The organism is Sphingopyxis sp. SCN 67-31, from assembly GCF_001725095.1.
On the sequence record NZ_MEFH01000018.1, the window covers coordinates 104290 to 120081 of the forward strand.

10 protein-coding genes and 1 pseudogene are annotated in these 15792 nt (G+C 68.7%); 6 read left to right on the forward strand and 5 right to left on the reverse strand.

Features of this window, described 5'->3' with window-relative positions; genetic code table 11:
* Window positions 1-40: 40 nt before the first annotated feature.
* The 5 genes from ABS88_RS03570 (at window position 41) to ABS88_RS03590 (ending at window position 9730) form a co-directional block, all read left to right on the forward strand.
* Window positions 41-1087, forward strand: a complete 1047-nt coding sequence (locus tag ABS88_RS03570) for a retroviral-like aspartic protease family protein (RefSeq protein ID WP_076073450.1) — start codon at window positions 41-43, stop codon at window positions 1085-1087.
* 59 nt (window positions 1088-1146) lie between these two features.
* Complete coding sequence (pdeM, locus tag ABS88_RS03575) at window positions 1147-1869, forward strand: ligase-associated DNA damage response endonuclease PdeM (protein WP_286749079.1); 723 nt, start codon at window positions 1147-1149, stop codon at window positions 1867-1869.
* Window positions 1870-2037: 168 nt separating this feature from the next.
* Window positions 2038-4860, forward strand: a complete 2823-nt coding sequence (locus ABS88_RS03580; RefSeq protein ID WP_286749081.1) for a TonB-dependent receptor — start codon at window positions 2038-2040, stop codon at window positions 4858-4860.
* Between the two features lie 227 nt (window positions 4861-5087).
* Window positions 5088-7820, forward strand: coding sequence for a TonB-dependent receptor (locus ABS88_RS03585; RefSeq protein ID WP_286749082.1), 2733 nt, complete (start codon window positions 5088-5090; stop codon window positions 7818-7820).
* Window positions 7821-7912: 92 nt separating this feature from the next.
* Entirely contained in the window at window positions 7913-9730 is a 1818-nt protein-coding gene (locus ABS88_RS03590) for a cation:proton antiporter (RefSeq protein ID WP_286749083.1), read from the forward strand.
* A gap of 13 nt (window positions 9731-9743) precedes the next feature.
* Here the strand turns inward: ABS88_RS03590 and holA are convergent, their stop codons facing one another.
* The 4 genes from holA to ABS88_RS03610 form a co-directional block, all read right to left on the reverse strand.
* On the reverse strand, window positions 9744-10775 hold the full coding sequence (holA, locus tag ABS88_RS03595) for a DNA polymerase III subunit delta (protein WP_067111000.1): 1032 nt from the start codon (window positions 10773-10775) through the stop codon (window positions 9744-9746).
* A gap of 6 nt (window positions 10776-10781) precedes the next feature.
* The gene (lptE, locus tag ABS88_RS03600) at window positions 10782-11327 is read right to left on the reverse strand and encodes an LPS assembly lipoprotein LptE (RefSeq protein ID WP_067110997.1); all 546 of its coding nucleotides are present in this window, start codon (window positions 11325-11327) and stop codon (window positions 10782-10784) included.
* Window positions 11328-11523: 196 nt separating this feature from the next.
* The gene (gene leuS / locus ABS88_RS03605; RefSeq protein ID WP_067110995.1) at window positions 11524-14088 is read right to left on the reverse strand and encodes a leucine--tRNA ligase; all 2565 of its coding nucleotides are present in this window, start codon (window positions 14086-14088) and stop codon (window positions 11524-11526) included.
* A gap of 50 nt (window positions 14089-14138) precedes the next feature.
* Window positions 14139-14603, reverse strand: coding sequence for a DUF3576 domain-containing protein (locus tag ABS88_RS03610; protein ID WP_067186816.1), 465 nt, complete (start codon window positions 14601-14603; stop codon window positions 14139-14141).
* Between the two features lie 252 nt (window positions 14604-14855).
* On the opposite strand from ABS88_RS03610, the gene ABS88_RS03615 reads away from it, so the two are divergent.
* Entirely contained in the window at window positions 14856-15572 is a 717-nt protein-coding gene (locus ABS88_RS03615) for a hypothetical protein (RefSeq protein ID WP_067110992.1), read from the forward strand.
* Here the strand turns inward: ABS88_RS03615 and ABS88_RS03620 are convergent.
* Window positions 15545-15792 (reverse strand): annotated as a pseudogene (locus ABS88_RS03620) (hypothetical protein); the annotation flags it as partial. The gene ABS88_RS03615 and the pseudogene ABS88_RS03620 overlap by 28 nt on opposite strands.

The window sequence follows — 15792 nt, forward strand, 5'->3', positions numbered from 1 at the left end:
CGCCGCAGGCGTAGACTGGCATCAAAAGAAGGATGCCGCCATGAGACACGCCGCCGCCCGCGCGCCGCTTTGGATCCTCCTGCTCGCCGCCCCCGTGCTGCTGGGATCGACCCCGCCGGGCGCGACGATCCCGACGGCGCCGATCGTGCCCGCCCCCCCGACCGACGGCATCGCCGACCCGGCGACGACGACGAGCGAGGTCACGCCCTTCATCCAGCCGTTCGACCTCGACGCGACGCGGCGCATGGCGGTCAACGTCATGGTCGGCGGGCAGGGGCCCTTTTCCTTCCTCGTCGATACCGGCGCCGAACGCACCGTGATCGCCAAGGAGCTCGCCGAGCGGCTCGGCCTGCTTCCCGGCGCGACGCTGCGCCTCGCGACGATCGGCGGTTCGGCGACCGCGCAGAGCTATCGCGTCGCGGCGCTGCAGATGACCGACCTGCACATGAGCGGGTTCGAAGCCCCGGCCTTCGCCGGCCGCCATATCGGCGCCGCGGGGCTGATCGGCGTCGACATGCTCGAAGACCGCCGCGTCCTCATCGATTTCCGCAAGGAAAGCATGGCGATCCTCGAGACCCGGCGCCGGGCGCGGCCGATCATCCGCGACGACGACGCGATAGTCGTCACCGCGCGCAATCAGGCGGGGCGGCTGATCCTCGCCGACGCGCGGCTCGACGGCCACCGCGTCGACGTGATCGTCGATACGGGGGCGCAGACGAGCGTCGGCAACCTCGCCTTCCAGCGGCTCGTCGCCAACCGGAAGCAGAACCGCCTGCCCTTCTTGCCGGTGACACTCAACGCGGTGACCGGCGAGCCGGTCGCGGCGATGCGCACGATCGTCCGCCGCATCTCGATCAACGGGATGGAGGTCAACGACCTGCCGGTCAGCTTCGCCGATTCGCAGGCGTTTCGCGCGCTCGATCTCGCGGAGCGTCCGGCGCTGCTGCTCGGCATGGACAGCCTGTCGCTGTTCGACCGGGTCGAGATCGATTTCCCGAACAAGCGCGTCGTCTTCGACCTGCCCGAACGCGCGAGCCGCGACCCGGCACTGCGCTATGCCGCCGCCGGGATCGCTGCCGGGAGCTGATCGGCGCAACCCGTCGCCCGGCGCTTGCCGCCGCCCCGCCGCCTTGCCATAGCCGCGCGATGGCGCCTGCCCCGCTCGTCCCGCCGCCGTCCGCTCGACCGGCGCTGGACTTCGCCGGCCACCGCTTTGCCGTGGCGGGCGACCGCGCGCTGTTCTGGGCGCGGCACGGCGCGCTGATCGTTGCCGACATGCACCTCGAAAAGGCGCGCTGGTATGCCGCGCGCGGCCAGCCGCTGCCGCCCTATGACAGTATCGATACGCTCGACCGGCTCGCGCGGCTCGCCGCCGACACCGGCGCGCGGCAGATCTGGTGCCTCGGCGACAGCTTCCACGATCCGCAGGCGGCGCGCGCCGTCGCGCCGGCGATCGCCCGGCGGCTCGCCCATCACGCGGCACGGGCGCGGCTCGTCTGGGTGGCCGGGAACCACGACGGGCTGAGCGGCGATGCATGGGGCGGCACCGTCGTCGACGAGCTGGTCGTCGACGGCATCGTGCTGCGCCACCAATGCTTGCCCGGCGAAACGCGGCCCGAGATTTCGGGGCATTTCCACCCCAAGCTGCGCCTCGCGCTGCGCGGCCGCAACGTGTCGCGCCCCTGCTTCGCCGCCGACGACCGGCGCCTGATGCTGCCGGCCTTCGGTAGCCTCACAGGCGGCCTCGACGTCCGAGACGCGGCGATCGCAGAGCAATTTTCCGGCCCGTATCGCGCGATGCTCGTCGCGCAGGGACGGCTGCTCGCTTTCCCGTGCCGTGACGCCGCCGGATGTGACGCTACGGCATAGGGGATTTCCCCTAATTTGCGCCCGGCACGCCCCGGTGTAGCTGTGGCGAAAAAGCATCACTCGTTGCAAAGAAACGCGCAAAAGCGCGAGCTTGACTGGAACGCGGAAGCGATCGGGCTATGATCGCGCGGCAACGAGAACAGAAATTCTCTGAGAGGAGTGCCCCAAATGAAATCATCTTCCCTTCTGTCTGCCCACCTGCTGCGCACGAGCGCGCTCGGCGTATCGCTGGCGGTCGCCGCGGCCGCCGTTCCCGCCTTCGCGCAGGACGCCGCGCCGCAGGATCAGGCGACGGCGGACGATAGCGGCGACGCGCCGATCATCGTCACCGCGCAGGGCCGCGCGCAGCTGCTGTCCGACGTGCCGGTCGCCATCTCGGCGGTCAGCGCCGAGACGCTGCAGAACAGCGGCGCCAACGACATCCGCCAGCTCAACCAGGTCGCCCCGTCGCTGCTCGTTTCGTCGACCGGTTCGGAGGCCAACGGCTCGGCGCGCATCCGCGGCATCGGCACCGTCGGCGACAACCCCGGGCTCGAAAGCTCGGTTCCGGTGTTCATCGACGGCGTCTATCGCTCGCGCTCCGGCATCGGCCTCAACGAACTGGGCGAGATCGACCGGGTCGAGGTGCAGCGCGGGCCGCAGGGCACGCTGGGCGGCCGCAACTCGTCGGCGGGCCTGATCAGCATCTATTCGAAGAAACCCTCCTTCACCTTCGGCGCCAATGGCGAGGTCACCTACGGCAACCAAGACTATTGGCGCCTCGGCGGCAGCGTCACCGGGCCGATCAGCGACACGCTCGCGGCGCGCATCGACGGCGTGTGGGTGAAGCGCGACGGCTTCTACAACGACGTCAACAACAACACGCAGATCAACAACCGCGACCGCTATTTCCTGCGCGGGCAGCTGCTGTTCGAACCGACCGACGCGCTGTCGCTGCGCCTGATCGCGGACTATACCAACCGCGACGAGCGCTGCTGCGCTGCCATCTATGTCGACAACAGCGTCAATCCCTACATCGGCAACCTCAACAACCCGAGCCCGACGGGGGCCGCGACCGCGACGACCAACAACATCACGCGGGTGCTGATCGACCTGGGACAGCCCGCCGCGGCGCTGACCCCCGGCTACAACCGCGACATCTATGTCACCCCGGGCCGCAGCTATGCCGGCAAGACCAAGGATTACGGCTTCTCGGGCCAGATCGACTATGACTTCGGCGGCGCGACGCTGACGTCGATCACCGCTTATCGCGAATATCGCTCCGGACAGGCGGGCGACCTCGACTATGGCGCGGTCGACATCCTCTATCGCGCCGACGACAAGGACGCCTATCGCCAGTTCCACACCTTCACCCAGGAACTGCGGCTGCAGGGCGAAGCCTTCGACGGCAAGCTCGACTGGCTGATCGGCGGATTCTACGCGAACGAAAAGCTGACGGTGCGCGACAATCTGCGCTTCGGCGACGATTACGGCCGCTTCGCCAACTGCCGCCTCGTTAGCGGCAGCGCGCTTGCGGGCCTCTATTCGCCGGGTCAGGCAGGCTGCGTCGCGGGGGGCATCGACAATCCGCTCGGGGTGGGCCGCAATACGATCCTCGGCGCCTCGGGCACTTCGGGGGCGGATATCGTCGCCGCCTTCTCCGCGCTCGACGGCCTTAACGACCTCGGCTCGATCAACGACCGCTATCGGCAGAACGGAACGAACTGGGCGCTGTTCACGCACAATATCTTCCACATCACCGACACGCTCGATCTGACGCTCGGCCTGCGCTACACGCACGACAAGAAGAAATTCTCGGCCAGCTTCACCAACGACAACACGGTCTGCACGACGATACAAGGTCTCGTGCTCGACGACCTGACGAGCACTACCAGCAATGCGACCGCCAAGGCGCTGGCGGGCGCGCTGATCGGCCTCGGCTGTCAGGGCAATGCTACCGCCGAGCTCAATGGCGTGTCGATCAGCGACCAGCGCAGCGAGGACAAGTTCACCGGCACCGCGATCCTGTCGTGGAAACCCACCGACGATCTGATGACCTATGCCAGCTATTCACGCGGCTACAAGGCGGGTGGTTTCAACCTCGACCGCTCGGCGCTGAAATCGCCGATCGTTCCGTTCGGCGGCCAAGCGGGCGCGCAAGCTCTGGTCAGCGGCCTCCAGTTCGACCCCGAACTCGTCACCAGCTACGAACTCGGCGCCAAATATTCGGGCGGTCCGTTCAGCGCCGGGCTGACCCTGTTCCGCACCGACTTCAAGAACTTCCAGCTCAACACCTTCAACGGCTCGACCTATATCGTGCAGACGATCAACGGCTGCTCGGCCGATCTCGGCGGGGCCGACCGCGACCAGAGCAAATTTACGAGTGCGCCCAACTACAACGCGGCAGCCGCAACGACCGGCGCCTGCGCCGCGGACGACGTGACCTGGGGCGTGCGCTCGCAGGGCTTCGAGCTCGAAGCCTCGCTGATCCCGGCACGCAGCTTCCGCATGACCGCGGGGCTGACCTATGCCCGGACCAAGTATAATAAGAATCTGGTCGGCAACTCGTCGGGCACGCCGCTCGACCAGGCGCTTCGCAAGCTTCCCGGCGACAATATGTCGAACGCGCCCGAACTGGTCGCGACCGGCAGCATCGCCTGGACGCCCGACATCGGCAGCAGCGGGCTGACCGGGCTCGTCTATGTCGACGGCCGCATGACCAGCGACTACAACACCGGCTCCGACCTCTTCCCGCAGAAGGAACAGGACGGCTACGCCATCTTCAACGCGCGCCTCGGCGTGCGCGGCCCCGACGAGAAATGGGGCATCGAGCTGTGGGCGCAGAATATCTTCAACAAGCAATATTCGCAGGTCGCCTTCAACTCGCCGTTCCAGGAAGGTGCGACGACGGCCGATTTCGCCGATCCGCAATATCCGGGCGGTCGCCAGATCTTCTCGATGTTCCTCGCCGAGCCGAGGACCTATGGCGTGACGCTGCGCGGCAAGTTCTGAGCCGCAAGGGGGTCGGGGCGGCCGCGGCCGCCCCGATTGGAAAAGGCGGGGCCGGCGCGCCCCGCCTTTTTCTTTTTGTCAAACTGGCATTCGTGGCAGCTGTGGCAGAAAAGACGCGCCCGCGGCGTAAAACCGCTACGGAAACGGGCGGCCTCTGGTCGCTCCACGCCATTTTGATATGCTCCTTCCTCGCAGAATGAAAAGATATTGCGAGAGGAGGACCACAGATGAAAGCCAAGCGTTTTTCCGCGTCCCACCTGCTTCACACCAGCGCGCTAGGGGTATCGCTGGCGGTCGCCTTTGCCGCGGCCCCGGCGCTCGCGCAGGCGCGCGGTGGCGAGGGATATGAGGATCCCGATTCGATCATCGTCACCGCGACGAGGCGCAGCGAGATGCTGTCGGACGTGCCGATCGCCGTATCGGCCGTGACCGGCGAGACGCTGGAAAAGACCGGCGCGACCGACGTGCGCGCGCTGGGGCAGGTCGCACCGTCGCTGCTCGTGTCGGGCGCGACGAGCGAAGTCAATTTCACCGCGCGCATCCGCGGCATCGGTACGGTCGGCGAGAATCCCGGGCTCGAAAGCTCGGTCGGCCTGTTCATCGACGGCGTCTATCGTAGCCGCACTGGCGTCGGCCTGTCCGAACTGGGCGACATCGAACGCGTCGAGGTGCTGCGCGGGCCGCAGGGTACGCTGTTCGGCCGCAACTCGACCGCCGGGCTGATCAACATCGTCACCAAGGGGCCCGAACTCGGCCATTTCGGCGGCAAGGGGTCGGTCAGCTACGGCAATTATGATTACTGGCGCATCGACGGGTCGCTGAACGCGCCGCTCGGCGACAAGGCGGCGCTGCGTCTCGACGGCGTATGGCAGAAGCGCGATGGCTTCATCAGGAATGCGACGCCCGGCGAACCCGACATCAACGACCGCGACCGCTGGCTGGTGCGCGGGCAGATGCTGTTCGAACCGAGCGACAGCATCAGGCTGCGCCTGATCGCCGATTACAGCGAGCGCGACGAGAATTGCTGCGGCGGCGTGCTGCTCGGCCCGGTGCGCGGCCTGACGCGCGGCGCCGACGGCTTTCCGGTCGCCGGGCCCAACACGCTGCTGCCGCTGCTCCAGCTTCTCGGCGCCAACCATCAGGTGCCGCCCCCGGGGGAGAGCTTCATCCGCACCCAGGCGACCACCCCCGGCATCACCTATCGCTCCGACACCAAGGACTGGGGCGTTTCGGGCGAGCTGACGTGGGAGCTCGGCCCGGCGACGCTGACCTCGATCACCGCCTATCGCGATTACAAGAATGCGCAGGGGCAGGACGCCGACTTCAACGCGCTCGACATCCTGCACCGCACCGACCTCGACCGCCGCTTCCGCCTGTTCACGCAGGAACTGCGGTTGCAGGGCGATGCGCTCGACGGGCGGCTCGACTGGCTGATCGGCGGCTATTTCGCCAACGAGAAGCTCGATATCGACGACGACATCGTCTATGGGGCCGATTACGAGCGCTTCGCCAACTGCCTCGCGGCGGTGACGCTCGCGCCGACGCTGGTCAATCCCGCCTCGGCCACCTGCTCGAACCTGCCCGCGACCTCCTTCCCCGGCTTCCAGGGGATCGCCGCGCTGCTCAACGCGCCGCGCCTCAACGGCACGGGCGCCGCCGATCCGAGCTTTCACCAGCGCAGCACCAACTATGCGCTGTTCACCCACAACAGCTTCGACCTCGTCGAGGACCGGCTGACGCTGACGATCGGCGCGCGCTACACGCACGAAAAGAAGACGCTGGCCGGCGACGCCAATTTCACCAACACGCTGTGCCCGGCGATCGTCAATTCATCGCTGCAGGCGCTCGCGAGCCTCGCCTGCGTCATCAACGGCACAGCGCCCGACCTCGTCAAGGGCGCGCCGGGCACGCGCTTCAGCGACAGCCAGTGGACGGGCACCGCGGTGCTGAGCTGGAAACCGACGCCCGACCTGCTCGTCTATGGCTCGGCGTCGAAGGGGTACAAGGCCGGGGGCTTCAACCTCGACTTCTCGGCGCTCGACCGGCCGTGCAGCACCACCGCGGGGTCGGCGGCGCAGAACGCCGCCTGCACCGCGCTGCTCGCGCTTCCCGCCAACACCCCGGCCAACGGGCGGCCCGAGGCGAGCGACCTGCAGTTCGCGAGCGAAAAGGTCGACGCCTACGAACTCGGCATCAAGTGGGACGGGCCGGGGATCGACGTCAACATCGCCGCCTTCTGGCAGGAATACAGCAATTACCAGCTCAACACCTACAATGGCGTCAATTTCGAGGTGACGAACATCCAGGCGTGCAAGGACGACCTCGGCACCGGCCCGATCGACAACAGCGCCCTTACCGGCGGCTGCGCGGCCGACCGGCTGAAACCCGGCGTCGTCGCCAAGGGGCTGGAAATCGAGACCTTCCTGCGCCCCGCGCGCTATCTGTCGGTCAACATGGGGCTGACCTATGTCGACACCCTCTATCGCCGCAATCTCGTCGGCACCGGAGGCCGGCCGCTGTCGCCGGTGCTGTTCCAGCTTCCCGGTCGCGGCGTGTCGAACGCCGCCAAATATGTCGCAACCGCCGGGATCAGCTGGACGCCGCCGATCGGCGGGTCGGGGATGAGCGCGCTCTTCTATCTCGACACGCGCCTGCAAAGCGACACCAACACCGGCTCCGACCTCGACGTCGAGAAGATCCAGGACGGCTTCGCGGTCGTCAACGGTCGCGTCGGCCTCTACGGTCCCGACCGGCGCTGGGGAATCGAGCTGTGGGGGCAGAATCTGCTCAACAAGCGCTACTACCAGATCGGGGCCGACATGCCGTTGCAGGGCAGCGGCACCTTCCGATCGGTCGCGGCGCCCGCATCGCTGGGCTTCCCGGCGACGGCGAGCCAGCTTTTCGTCGGCTTCCCCGGCGAACCGCGCACCTATGGCGTGACGCTGCGCGGCCAGTTCTGATCCGGCGCAATCGCGCTTCGACCGCCCGCGCGCCATCCCGCGCGCGGGCGGTTTTCTTTTGCTTTTCGCCTGTCCTTGCATAGGCTTGCGCGATGTTCGCGATCGACTCCCTGCTCGTCAAAATCGCCCTGATCGGCGTCATCGGCATCGGCGCGCAATGGGTCGCCTGGCGGACGGGACGGCCCGCGATCGCGCTGATGCTGCTCGCCGGCATCGTCGCCGGTCCGGTGCTGGGCCTGATCGACCCGGCAAAGGATTTCGGGGCGCTGCGCGAACCGATCATCAAGCTCGCGGTCGCCGTCATCCTGTTCGAGGGCGGGCTCAGCCTGAAATTCCGCGAACTGCGCCATGCCGGCGTCGCGGTGTTCATGCTCGTCTTCGTCGGCGTGCCGGTCGGCTGGGCGCTCGGCACCGCGGCCGCCTATTACGGCGCGGGGCTGCCGTTCGAGCTGTCGGCGCTGTTCGGCGGCATCATGGTCGTCACCGGCCCGACGGTGATCGTGCCGCTGCTGCGCACGCTCAACATCACGCCGCGCGTCAAGCACATGCTGAAATGGGAAGCGATCGTGAACGACCCGATCGGCGCGCTGCTCGCGGTCGGCATCTATTCCTACATCATCCACGGCGGCAGCGACGCGAACGGCGTCGGCATCGTCACCGATGTCGTCGCCGCCAGCCTGCTCGCGATGCTGATCGGCGGCGCCGCCGCCTTCGCGCTGACCGCGGCCTTCGTGCGCGGCTGGGTGCCCGAATATCTGAAGGCGCCGGTGCTGCTGACGACGGTGATCGCGGTCTTCGTCCTCTCAGACCTCATCATGCACGAAACGGGACTGATCACCGTCACGGTGATGGGGGTGGTGATGGCGAACCGCGAGACCGATTCGAGCCATATGCTGATGCGCTTCAAGGAGGATTTGACCGTCCTCCTCGTCTCGGGCGTGTTCATCATCCTGTCCGCCACGCTCGACTGGACCGTCGTCCAGAATTTCCAGCTCCGCTTCCTGCTCTTCCTCGTCCTGCTGCTTTTCGTGGTGCGGCCGCTGACGATCATGGCGGCGCTGCTCTTTACCCGCATCCCCTTGCGCGAGCGCCTGTTCGTCGCCTGGATCGCGCCGCGCGGCATTGTTGCCGCCGCCGTGACCGGCCTGTTCGCGCTGCGCCTGTCGGATTACGGGGTGCCGGGCGCGGAGGCGCTGGTGCCACTGTCCTTTGCGGTGGTCATCGCGACGATCTTCGCGCACGGCTTCACCGCCGCGCCCTTCGCGCGCTGGCTGGGGCTCGACCGCGGCAAGGGCGACGGGGTGCTGCTCGTCGGCGCCAACGGCTGGACGATCGCCTTCGCCGAGTTCGTCAAGGCACAGGGCCGCGCGGTGCTGGTCGCCGACACCAGCCTGCTCGCGCTGCGCCGCGCCCGCGCCGCCGACCTGCCCGTCTATCACGGCGATATCTTGGACGAGACGCACGACGACCATCTCGACATGGGCCGCTATCAGCAACTGATCGCCGCGACCGACAACGACGCCTATAACGCGCTGGTGTGCAGCGAGCTGGCGCCCGAGGTCGGCCACGACCGGGTCAGCCGGGTGATCGCCGAGACGCCGCGGGGCAGCCGGCGGCGCGGGCGCGTCCTGACGCTCGGGGGCACGCCGATCGAGACGCAGCTCGACCGGCTGCAGGCGGGGTGGACCTTCGGCCGCACCCGGATCACCGAGAAATTCCCCTATGCCGATTTCGTCGCGCGGATGAAGGCGTCGGGCGGCGACAGCCTGATGGTCGCGCGGCCGTCGGGCGACCTCGCCGTCTTTTCCGCCCAGCACCGGCCGCCGGTCGAGCCGGGCGACACCGTCTGGACCTTCGTCCCGCCCGACGAGCCGCGCACGCGGATCGAGGCGCGCGACGCGGCTCCCTGAACCGATCCCTGAATTAGCGCGCTCGCGCCGCCTGGTGCGCGATGTCGGTCATCAGCTTGCGGAACAGCACCGCCCCCGCGGTGCCCGACGATTTGAGCGCGCGCTCGCAATCGAGCAGCCGCGTCATCAGCCGCGCGACGCGCAGCGAATCCCAGATGTGGAGCTGCGCCGTCACCGCATCGCGCTCCTTCCAGAAAACGCCGCTGCTCCGCGCCGATACCACCGTCGCCGGATGTGCGCCCGCATCGACCTCGGCGCGCAGCCGGGCGAGCTGCATCGCGCGGATGCCGAGCGCGCGGATGATGCGGATTTCGGCAACGCCGATCGCCGCCGCCTTCGCCAGCATGTCGGGCAGGTCGCGCACCTTGCCGCCGAGCGCGACGTTGATGCATGCGCTGACGTCCTCCTCGTGCGTCGCGGCGCCCAGCGCGGCGATGTCCGCCGCCGTCACCTGCCGCTGCCGGTCGGGCGCGGCGTCGAGGTAGAGCGCGATCTTCTCGATCTCGCGCCGCATCAGCGCCTGGTCGCCCGACACGAGATCGACGAGCAGCTGTGCATCGGCGTTGGACAGGCGCAACCCCTGATCCTGCGCCGCGTCCATCGCGATGCCGACCAGCGCGCGCCGGTCGGGCTGGTAGCAGATGGCGGCAACCGCCCCCGCCGCGCCCTCGACCAGCTTGACGAGCTTCGAACGCGCGCTCACCGACGCGCCGGTCGCGATCACCGGGTTGATCGCGGTGTCGGCGGCGAGCAGCGCCTCAACCGCCGACAGGCAATCGTCGCCGCTGCCCGCGATCTCCAGCCGGATCACCCGCGCCGGCGAAAAGAGCGACATCGACGCCGCCTCAGCGGCTAGCAGCGCCGCATCCTGCGACAGCTGCGGCGAGGCGAGGTCGAGCCGCTCAGCCTCCGGGCCCGCAAGCCCGACGAGATGCGCGGCGACCGCGCCCATCGTCGCCTCGTCGGGACCGGTGAGCAGGACGAAGCGGACCGCGGGGTCGAGGCGCGTCTGGCGTTCGAGGTCGGCGGGCTTGAGCGGCTTCATCGCCGCTCAGCGCGCCGGCGGGGGTGCCGGGGCAGCCGCGGCCTGCCCGCCGCCGCGGCTCGCGAACACCGCGACGCGCGCGACGATCTGGTCAGCGATGCCCTGCGCGAGCCGTTCGAGGGTCGAGGATTCGGCGGCGATCGTCGCATATTCGCTGCCGACGACGTCGATCCCCGCGTCGGCCGCGGCGGTCGCGTCGAGCAGCACCTCGCCCGACCCCGCATCGACGAGCTGGTAGCGCGCGCGCAGCGTCCGCCGCTCGCGCGTGACCGCATCGTCCGAGCGGACGCCGAAGCCGGTAATCGAATCCTCGAGCCGCACATCGAGCCGCAGCCGCGCGCCCGCGCCCTGCCCCGCCTGCGTCGGCTGGAGCCGGTCGCGCAGCGCGTTGCGGACGAGCCAGCCCGAATGCCCCTCGATCGGCGCGACATCGACATCGGCGAGCGTCCGCGCCACCGCGCCCTGGCTGCCGTTCGCATAGAGCGGGCGCAGTCCGCAGCCGCCGAGCAACAGCGAGGCGGCGACGAGCGAGGAGGTCAGGAGGCTACGCATCGGGGGAATAATGACCGCAATCCCTGTTCGTGTCGAGCCCGTCGACCGCCCGCAGGGGACCTCTGGCCGAAGTCGATGCAAGGTAGCGGCCCTTTCGCATTCCATGCGGCCATCCTTCTCCCCTCCCGCAGGCGGGAGGGGGTTGGGGATATCCCGATTTCGCTCGACGAAGCCGGAGAGTCGGCAGCACCCATCTTCAGGGAACGATGTTCACCAGCCGGTCGGGGACGACGATCACCTTCCTCGGCGCCGCGCCGCCGAGCAGGTCGGCGATGCGCGGCCGCGCCAGCGCCGCGGCCTCCGCCGCTGCCTTGTCCGCGCCCTTGGCCAGCGTCATCGTATCGCGCAGCTTGCCGGCGATCTGGATCGCGATCGTCACCTCGTCGTCGACGAGCAGCGCCGGATCGGCGGCCGGCCATGCCGCGTCGGCGACCATCGCGGCGCCGCGCCGGCTGTCGGGAAGCGCCGCCCACGCCTCTTCGGCGAGGTGCGGCATCATCGGCGCGACGAGCAGGATCAGCGTCCGGCACGCCTCGCCGCGGGTCGCCGAGGGCTTCGCCTTCTCGATCTCGTTGGCGAGCGCGTGGATCTTCGCCACCGCCTTGTTGAAGCCGAGCGCCTCGATGTCGGCGGCGACCCCGGCGATCGCCTGGTGCAGCTTGCGCGCGAGCGCCTTGTCCTCGCCGCCGTCGCCGACGACTTCGGTCTCGCCGAAGATCCGCCACAAACGCTGCACGAAGCGCCACGCGCCCTCGATCCCCGCCTCGCTCCACGGCAGGTCGCGCTCGGGCGGGCTGTCGGAGAGCATGAACCAGCGCGCCGCGTCGGCGCCATATTGGTCGAGGATGGCGTCGGGATCGACGACATTCTTCTTCGACTTCGACATCTTGATGACGCGGCCGACCGCGACCGGCGCGCCGTCGGCGTCGAGCGTCGCGCCGTCGGCGGTGCGCGTCACCTCGTCGGGGGTGAAATAGAGCGGCGGCATCCCCTCGCCCTGCGCCCGGCTATAGGTTTCATGCGTGACCATACCCTGCGTGAACAGGCTCGCGAACGGCTCCTTGATCTCGACCATCCCCAGCCGTTCGAGCGCGCGCGTCCAGAAGCGCGCATAGAGCAGGTGGAGGATCGCATGCTCGATGCCGCCGATATACTGGTCGACCGGCAGCCAGCGGCGGATGACCTCCGGGTCGAACGGCCGGTCCGCCGGCGCGCTCGCGAAGCGCAGGAAATACCAGGAGGAATCGACGAAGGTGTCGAGCGTGTCGGTTTCGCGCTCGGCGGCGCCGCCGCACGACGGGCAGGCGACATGCTTCCACGTCGGGTGGCGCAGCAGCGGATTGCCGGGGACCGAGAAATCGACGTCCTCGGGCAGCACGACGGGAAGCTGGTCCCTGGGCACCGGCACCGTGCCGCACGCCGGACAGTGGATGAAGGGGATCGGCGTTCCCCAATAGCGCTGGCGCGACACGCCCCAGTCGCGCAGGCGCCACACGGTCGTGCCCTTGCCCCAGCCTTCATGCTCGGCGCGCGCGATGATCGCGGCTTTCGCCTCGTCAACGGTCATGCCGTCGAGGAAATGGCTGTTCACCAGCCTGCCGGGGCCGGTGTAGGCCTCGTCGCCGGCGAAGACCTGTTCGGTCTCGTCGCCGTCGGCGATCACGCGGTGGACCGGCAGGCCATATTTGCGCGCGAAATCGAGGTCGCGCTGGTCGTGCGCCGGGCAGCCGAAGATCGCACCGGTGCCATAATCCATCAACACATAGTTCACCACCCATACCGGCAGATGCCAGTCGGGGTCGAGCGGATGCTGGACCGATACGCCGGTGTCGAAGCCCATCTTGTCCGCGGTTTCGAGCTGTTCGGCCGAGGTGCCCTGGCGCCGGCATTCGGCGATGAAGGCCGCGAGTTCGGGCGAATCCTTGGCGAGGCGCTCGGCGAGCGGATGGTCGGGCGCGATCGCCGCGAAGCTCGCACCGTACAGCGTGTCGGGGCGCGTCGTGAAGACATCGAACCCCGGTGCGCCGCCCGCGAGGCGGAACGAGAATTCCAGCCCCTGCGACTTGCCGATCCAGTTCTCCTGCATCAGCCGCACCTTGTCGGGCCAATGGTCGAGGCTCTTGAGCCCGTCGAGCAGATCGTCGGCGAAGGCGGTGATCTTCAGGAACCACTGCGACAGCTTCTTCTTCTCGACCGGCGCGCCCGACCGCCAGCCGCGCCCGTCGATCACCTGCTCGTTGGCGAGCACGGTCATGTCGACCGGGTCCCAGTTGACGTAGCTTTCCTTGCGCGTGACCAGCCCCGCGGCGAACAGGTCGAGGAACAGCGCCTGTTCCTGCCCGTAATAGTCGGGCTCGCAGGTCGCGAGCTCGCGGCTCCAGTCGATTGCGAGGCCGAGGCGCTTCAGCTGCGCGCGCATCGCGGCGATATTGTCGCGCGTCCAGCCGCCGGGGTGGACCCCCTTTTCCATCGCCGCATTCTCGGCCGGCATGCCGAAGGCGTCCCAGCCCATCGGATGGAGCACCGCGTGCCCGGTCATCCGCTTGAAGCGCGCGAGCACGTCGCCCATCGCATAGTTGCGGACGTGCCCCATATGGATGCGCCCCGACGGATAGGGGAACATCTCGAGGATATAGGCTTTCGGCTTGTCGCCCCCGACCATATCTTTGCTGTCGTCGGTGGCAAAGCTGTTCGCGGCCTCCCACGCCGCCTGCCAGCGGGCGTCGGCAGCCAGGGCGCCAAAGCGCGATTCGCGGGTCATGTCCTGTTTACCCCGTTGTCTGTCGGTTGGCGCGGGTCCGCGCCGGAGAATTAGCCTTCGAACGCGCTGCGGCGCAGGTCGCGGGCGCGGGTGAGGATGATCTCCTCCAGCTTCTGCACCGTCGCCGCCTGCACCGGCGCGTCGACCCAGCCGCCGCCCTGCGCGACCTGGCGCGACGCGGCGACGCGCAGCGCGTCGGCGCGCAGATCCTGGTCGAGGATCGACACCGTCACCTTCATGCGTTCGTTCGGGTTGCTCGGATTGGCGTACCAGTCGGTGATGATCACCCCGCCCGACGAATCGGCCTGGAGCAGCGGCATGAACGACAGCGAATCGAGCGACGCGCGCCACAGATAGCTGTTCACGCCGATCGTCGTCACCTGCGACGCGGCGAGGTCGGCCTTGGGCCGTTCCTTCCCGCCGCCGCACCCCGCGAGGCCGAGCGCCGCGACGCCGAGCAGGGCGAGCGCCGCCGGGCGGCGGCCGAGCCGGGCAAGGAAGGAAAGCTGGGGCATGCCGAATACCTTATCATGGGGCGCCGCCGGGCCGGGCGGCCGGCTGCGCTGCGGGAATTGCAAGCGTCTCTATCGCCGTTGCCGCCGTCCGGCAAGCGCGGCAATACGCCATCCGCCGCGGTCCCGACTGTGGTCATCGTGCAACAATCCGGGTAAAAGCAGGCATGGGACGATCGGGCGAAGCGGAAACGCTGGCAATCCGGCGGCAGCCGTCCTATCTGGAGATTCGATTGGGGTTGGAGTCGCAGGATAATGGCGCGGAAACCGCGACATTTTTGGAGGGGTAGCGTCGTCGTTCTGGCGACCCTTTCGCTCGCCCTGCCCCCTGCCCTCGCCGCGATGAGCCGCGCCGACCGCATCCGCGACACGACGCTGTCGCAGACGCTGCTCGGCCAGTTCACTCCCGCGTCGGGCGATCCGCGCCTGATCGCGCGCTACGTCCGCATGTCGGAAGAATCGCGCCGCGCGTTCAGCTTCACCCCCGCGATCACCGACGACAGCCGCAAGAATCGCGCGATCACCGTCGTGATCCGCGCCCGCGACGAGGCGTCGAGCGCCGCGCGCACCGCCGCGCTGGCCGCCGGGCGCAGCAAGACGCCGATCGGCATCGCCCCCGTCGCCTATGATCTGGGCGCATCGGTCGGCTTCCAGAAGTTCGTGACCCCGGCGCTGCCGAGCGGCACCGACCTGCGCAACCTGCCCGTCGCCAAGGCGCCCGAGCAGGAAGAGGCCAAGTCGCGCTTCGCCACCCGCGTCATCAACCGTGCCAGCGATCCGGCGGGCGCGACCGACCGCATCACCGCGCCGGGCGACAACCAGAGCGTCGATGTCGTCAGCAGCTATCGCCTGACGAAGAATCTCGATGTCACCGCGGGCGTGCGCTATCGTACCGACGACCGCTTCCAGCCGCTGACCGATTCGCGCCGCGACAGCCAGGCGGTCTATGTCGGGACGGCGTTCCGCTTCTGACGCTGCCGGCGCTTCGCCGCTTTCGTCTTTCCCCGATCATCCCACGCGTCGATCGCCGCCCAGCCGGGCACGGCGATGCCGCCGCCCGCCGCGCGGAGCCGCAGCGCGCGCGCGCGCGCCGGCGTCATGCCGCCGAGCGCGACCGCCCGCCCGCCAGCCAGCCGCGCGAGCGGCGTCGCGGCGCGTTCGTCGGTGAACAACCAGACACCGGAAAGGCGGG

Excerpts from the sequence above, each read along its gene's own strand:
- ABS88_RS03570 (WP_076073450.1), top strand. The coding sequence starts at position 41 with ATGAGACACGCCGCCGCCCGCGCGCCGCTTTGGATCCTCCTGCTCGCC.
- pdeM (WP_286749079.1), top strand. The coding sequence starts at position 1,147 with ATGGCGCCTGCCCCGCTCGTCCCGCCGCCGTCCGCTCGACCGGCGCTG.
- ABS88_RS03580 (WP_286749081.1), top strand. The coding sequence starts at position 2,038 with ATGAAATCATCTTCCCTTCTGTCTGCCCACCTGCTGCGCACGAGCGCG.
- ABS88_RS03585 (WP_286749082.1), top strand. The coding sequence starts at position 5,088 with ATGAAAGCCAAGCGTTTTTCCGCGTCCCACCTGCTTCACACCAGCGCG.
- ABS88_RS03590 (WP_286749083.1), top strand. The coding sequence starts at position 7,913 with ATGTTCGCGATCGACTCCCTGCTCGTCAAAATCGCCCTGATCGGCGTC.
- holA (WP_067111000.1), bottom strand. The coding sequence starts at position 10,775 with ATGAAGCCGCTCAAGCCCGCCGACCTCGAACGCCAGACGCGCCTCGAC.
- lptE (WP_067110997.1), bottom strand. The coding sequence starts at position 11,327 with ATGCGTAGCCTCCTGACCTCCTCGCTCGTCGCCGCCTCGCTGTTGCTC.
- leuS (WP_067110995.1), bottom strand. The coding sequence starts at position 14,088 with ATGACCCGCGAATCGCGCTTTGGCGCCCTGGCTGCCGACGCCCGCTGG.
- ABS88_RS03610 (WP_067186816.1), bottom strand. The coding sequence starts at position 14,603 with ATGCCCCAGCTTTCCTTCCTTGCCCGGCTCGGCCGCCGCCCGGCGGCG.
- ABS88_RS03615 (WP_067110992.1), top strand. The coding sequence starts at position 14,856 with ATGGCGCGGAAACCGCGACATTTTTGGAGGGGTAGCGTCGTCGTTCTG.